Annotated in this window: 4 protein-coding genes, 1 pseudogene and 1 other annotated feature; of the genes and pseudogenes, 2 read left to right on the forward strand and 3 right to left on the reverse strand. The window is 38.2% G+C overall.

Annotated features, from left to right (window positions below):
* A pseudogene (locus AC06OU_RS14785) lies at positions 1–250 on the forward strand (hypothetical protein); the annotation flags it as partial.
* Positions 251–468: 218 nt separating this feature from the next.
* Here the strand turns inward: AC06OU_RS14785 and AC06OU_RS14790 are convergent.
* The 3 genes from AC06OU_RS14790 to proS form a co-directional block, all read right to left on the reverse strand.
* On the reverse strand, positions 469–1,791 hold the full coding sequence (locus tag AC06OU_RS14790) for a hypothetical protein (protein WP_475856791.1): 1,323 nt from the start codon (positions 1,789–1,791) through the stop codon (positions 469–471).
* Positions 1,772–2,287 (reverse strand): RNA polymerase sigma factor, encoded by a 516-nt coding sequence (locus AC06OU_RS14795; protein WP_475856793.1) that lies wholly within the window; start codon positions 2,285–2,287, stop codon positions 1,772–1,774. Before AC06OU_RS14795 ends, AC06OU_RS14790 begins: the two co-directional genes overlap by 20 nt.
* Before the next feature lie 125 nt (positions 2,288–2,412).
* The gene (gene proS / locus AC06OU_RS14800) at positions 2,413–3,852 is read right to left on the reverse strand and encodes a proline--tRNA ligase (protein ID WP_298473949.1); all 1,440 of its coding nucleotides are present in this window, start codon (positions 3,850–3,852) and stop codon (positions 2,413–2,415) included.
* A gap of 43 nt (positions 3,853–3,895) precedes the next feature.
* Positions 3,896–4,113: a binding site (T-box leader), on the reverse strand.
* 133 nt (positions 4,114–4,246) lie between these two features.
* Here proS and AC06OU_RS14805 point away from each other — a divergent pair.
* Positions 4,247–5,036 (forward strand): threonine aldolase family protein (locus AC06OU_RS14805; protein WP_475856794.1); only part of this gene is annotated, 790 nt, incomplete at its 3' end.

Consider the following 5,036-nt stretch of genomic DNA (forward strand, 5'->3'; position numbering starts at 1 on the left):
TATTGAACTGGCTACTCAGCTGCGTGCCCAGGCGAGAGTATATAAACAGTTAGGAAGCCATGAAAAGCAAAGAATCCAGTTTGGAGGCTACGGCGAAGCAAACACGTACGTAGAGGTTGCCTTATATGAGCCAGAGGAATATCGAAAAAAAGCATTAGACTTTGAGAAGGATGCCAATAAATTATCTGGGCTGATTAACGCGAAAAACTATGCCGTTACTATTGCCTTTGATGATGAAAAATATGCTTAATATGTATCCTTGGTAAGGTGAGACTCCTTGCCAAGGCATAGTAGGAGGTCATTACAATTTAACTGGTGGCAAACCAATGACCATTTACCATTTACTTTGTGACTAATAACTAATGACTAACCATTGCAACTGCAATCGACCTCCAATTAGTGTACGACCGGACTTCCTACTATGAAAAACGCTCCTTTCCATTTTAGGGAAGGAGCGTTTTTGCTTAGTTAATTTTCAAAGACCTGTGTTTTTTCTCCATCTATTTCAAGGTACCAGGAACCTTCCTTAGGAAATTTGATCTCTCCCTCGTAATGGTATAATCTTTGTCTGTTAACTGCGTCAATCACAGGGTTTTGATCATTTTGAAAGCTACTCCTCTGTACAATTTCATCTCCATTTGAATTTACTAAAAGAACCTCTATACTTTCCTTTTCCCCAATAGAGCTTTCTATAAGTACATTAGAAGTTTCACCAATTTGAATCTCCTTAGGTGAATCTAGCAGCACGTAATGTTCGGACTTTGGAAAAGGTGGAAGAACCTCTATCCTAAATGTCTCAAACAATTCTTCTTCCACATAAAAGGAAAGCTGCCACTCTCCCTCTATAGTAAAGGCTGGGAAGCTTGTTAAAACATGAGCGTCCTCACTATATAAACCGGCGGCTAATAATCCCTCTGACAATAAAAGCTTCTCTCCATAACTGTTTATCGCCTCTACCTTATATTCCTTTCCAACTAAAGATTCAGGATCACTCCAATAGTAGAGCATAAGCTTTGCACCTCGACGAGTATCCTCTGCCACAAAATTCTCAGGCCCTAATATACCAATTTTCCCTTCCAATCCTGTTACACTTTGAGGCGAATCTGGTAAAGGAAAGGATGCTGCAAATGGAGCGTCTAGTGTAACGGTTTGTGGTAACTCATTATTTAAATCATACGTTTTTCCCTTATAAGCCACCGAAAACTTGATATCTTTGCTTGCCTCTAATAATTTTTGTAGTTCTGCTTCGGAATAATTTGCATATAAAGATTCAAATGTAATTGTGTAATCATATCTACCCTTATTCGGATTTGAATTATAGCTTGCCCTATTTCCAATACCATAACTGTCCTTTAAGAAAAGGTATTTATTTTCCGCTCGAAACTCCATAGAATGCCAAACATCTATTGGTATAAGCTCTTTAGACATTAAAGATAACTCCGTCCTAACTGCATGGAGCTTCTCCCCTGATGCATTCATTGAAATCTCCGTGCTTTTAATATCATCTATTTGAAGATCGAGGCTTTTTATAAATTCCTGCTCCGTCAACGAGCCCATGCCTACTTCTGTTTCTTTCGTTAAATCTGGGTTGTACATGGGGCTTGCTAAATAAGCAATCATTAAAAGGCAGGCCGTTGCTACACCTACAGATAGAGGTTTTAGAAACCTTAATCGCTTTGATTTTGGAGCATTTCGAATGCTGTAAATCACTTTTCTCTTTTCTTCTTTATCAAGAGAATGCTTCGGAAGATTGCGCAACCGTTCCTCCAAATCATCGTGTTCTCGCTTCATACTCAAATCCCTCCTTTTCCAAAATGCTCTTCAGTTTCTTTAGCGAACGGTGATAAAGAACATTCACGTGGTTTTCATTGGATTCTAGAATCTCGGCTACTTGTTTAGAAGTCATTTCTAATATCGCCCTTAAAATAATTACCTCTTTGTTTTTAGCTGGCAATTTATTTATAGCTAGATATAATTCTTGATTCATCTCACCAAGTAAAACAGTATGATCTAATCCCTCTATCTGTTTTTCATCTCGCAAAACGTATTTTATTCGATTCCAAATATTATTCTTTCTAGCGCGATCAACCACTATATTCTTTGCGATGGTTATTAACCATGTTTTAGGATGTGCCCCTTCCTTAAAGTAGGCAATCTTCTTCAATCCACGAAGAAAAGTTTCCTGCACCAGGTCCTGAACATCCATAGAGCCTGTATAGTAAATGAGGAAGCTGGTTACATCTCGCTCATATAACTCAAACCACTCCTCCATTAACTCCCTTTCCAAGTGATCCCCCCTATCTCCCTACTACTTCATTAGACGTTTTACTTTCCTTAATCTTACAAGACTTTTGAAAATAAAAAAATCAGCCATTGTAGAAACAATGACTGATTTATGTGTTCCATATTTAATTAGTATGATCTTGCAAACCATACCGTGTGTTTCGATTCTTTTCCACAATTAATACAAGTTGATTTTTCAGCTGGTGGATTGAATGGAATATTACGTGTTGTGAATTTTGTTTCTTCTTTAACATGCTCCTCACAAGCATCGTCTCCACACCATCCAGCAAGGATCCATCCAGGGATTTCTCCTTTTTCCGAAGAGTCCTCTAAATGCTGTTTCAGCTGATCCATGGAATCGACATGGGTATGAGAGTTTGCATCACGGAATGCACGCGCTTTTTCTAATAGACGAGTTTGCATTGTGTTTAGCTCTTCTTCCACACGCTCCACAATAACATTTATATCAACTGATTCTTTCTCATCTAAATCGCGAGCCTTCATAAGCACTTGATTGTTTTCTAAATCACGTGGTCCTAATTCAACGCGAACTGGCACACCTTTAAGCTCCCACTCATTAAATTTATAGCCAGGTGATTGATCAGAATCGTCTAAACGAACTCGGATACCTTTTGCTTTTAATGCAGCAAAGATTTCATCTAGTTTTTCCATTATTGCTGGGTTCTTTTTCCATGGCCCGACTGGTATTAAAACAACTTGTGTCGGTGCAATACGTGGTGGCAATACAAGACCTTGCTCATCACCATGAACCATGATCACAGATCCGATTAATCGAGTAGAAGTCCCCCAAGAAGTCGTATGCACATGCTGGTGCTTGTTTTCTTTATTCAAATATTTGATATCGAATGCTTCAGCGAATTTAGTTCCAAGGTAATGAGAAGTTCCAGCTTGAACCGCTTTTCCATCCTTCATCATAGCTTCGATGGAATAAGTATCTACTGCCCCTGCAAAGCGTTCAGATGGAGTTTTTTGACCGTCATATACAGGAATAGCTAAAAGTCCCTCTACTACCTCTTTATAAATATTTAGCATTTGCATTGTTTCTTGACGAGCTTCCTCTTCATCCACATGAGCTGTATGTCCCTCTTGCCATAAAAATTCAGAGGTACGAATGAAAGGAAGTGTCTTCTTTTCCCAACGGAATACGTTAGCCCATTGGTTGATCAGTACAGGTAGGTCACGATAGCTTTTAATCCAATCTGAATACAGATGGCCAATCATTGTTTCAGAGGTTGGACGAAGTGCTAAACGCTCCTCTAGTTTTTCACCTGCAGCCTCTGTAACCCATGGAAGCTCTGGAGAGAAACCTTCAATATGATCCTTTTCCTTTTGGAAAAATGATTCTGGAATTAACATTGGAAAATAAGCGTTACGGTGTCCTGTCTCTTTAAAGCGTTGGTTCATCTCTGCTTGGATATGCTCCCAGATTTCGTAGCCGTCCGGTTTAAATGCGATACATCCACGTACTGGCGTGTAATCCATTAAATCTGCTTTTTGAATCGTGTCGATATACCATTTAGTAAAATCGTTTTGCTGTTGATTAGTCATTACTTTTCCTCCTTAAAATATAAAAAGCACAAGTCTGTCCTTGTAAAAGGACGTCCTTGTGCTTGAATAGACGTGGTACCACCTTAGTTTAGCTTAAAATAGTTTAAGCCCTCTAAAACGTTTGATAACGATAACGAATCGGTTATGTTTGCATAACATCTCCGTGGTAGGTTTCAACAAGAAGCGGTGATATAGCTCTCAGCAAACGCTATATTTTCTGTTTCACAATTCTCATTTACTTGATCACATCGTAGATTGTATATTACTAATAATATACCAAAAGGAACGTATTAATACAACGTACTTCTTTTATACCAATTAATTTAAACAATCAGAATAAAAATACATTATACTTATAGTATGGTAAAGATAAAACAAGATAGGGGAAGATTACATGAATGATTTAAAAAGTTCCTTTAACGAATGTACATATTATTTATCCGGTCATAGAAATCGAGATATATCCGTCTTAAAGGATGCATTAAAGGATGTTTCTGAGGACCAATTTAGCGATATCTATGGAAACGGGCCTATTATAGAAGATTTTCAGAAGAAGATGGCTAAACTTTTAGGTAAGGAAACGTCTGCATTCTTCCCTAGTGGAACAATGGCTCAGCAAATTGCATTACGTATTTGGTGCGATGAGAAGCAGCTCAACCAGGTTGCCTATCACCCTTTATGTCATTTAGAAATACACGAGATGGATGGTTTAAAGGAATTACACCAGATTAAAACGATCCTGCTTGCAGACAAGAATCGAGTAATTGAGCTAGAAGACGTAAAAAACCTTAAAGAGGACATAGCATGTCTTCTATTGGAGCTACCACAAAGAGAAATTGGTGGCCAGCTTCCTAGCTTTGAAACGTTAGAACAGATTTCAGCCTATTGTCGTGAAAAAGGTATAAAGCTTCATTTAGACGGAGCACGACTTTTAGAAGTATTACCATACTATAATAAAACAGCCGCTGAGGTTTGCGACCTATTTGATAGTGTTTATGTATCTTTTTATAAAGGAATTGGCGGTATTGCGGGAGCTATTCTAGCCGGTGACGAGGATTTCATAGAGAAATCTAAAGTTTGGAGAAAGCGTTATGGTGGAACACTTATAAGCTTGTACCCTTATATTCTATCAGCAGATTATTATTTTGATAAGCGAGCACACAAAATGGAGCAATACTATCAAA

Source organism: Psychrobacillus sp. (assembly GCF_056205495.1).

Coding starts and splice junctions, on each gene's coding strand:
- AC06OU_RS14790 (WP_475856791.1), bottom strand. CDS start 1,791: ATGAAGCGAGAACACGATGATTTGGAGGAACGGTTGCGCAATCTTCCG.
- proS (WP_298473949.1), bottom strand. CDS start 3,852: ATGACTAATCAACAGCAAAACGATTTTACTAAATGGTATATCGACACG.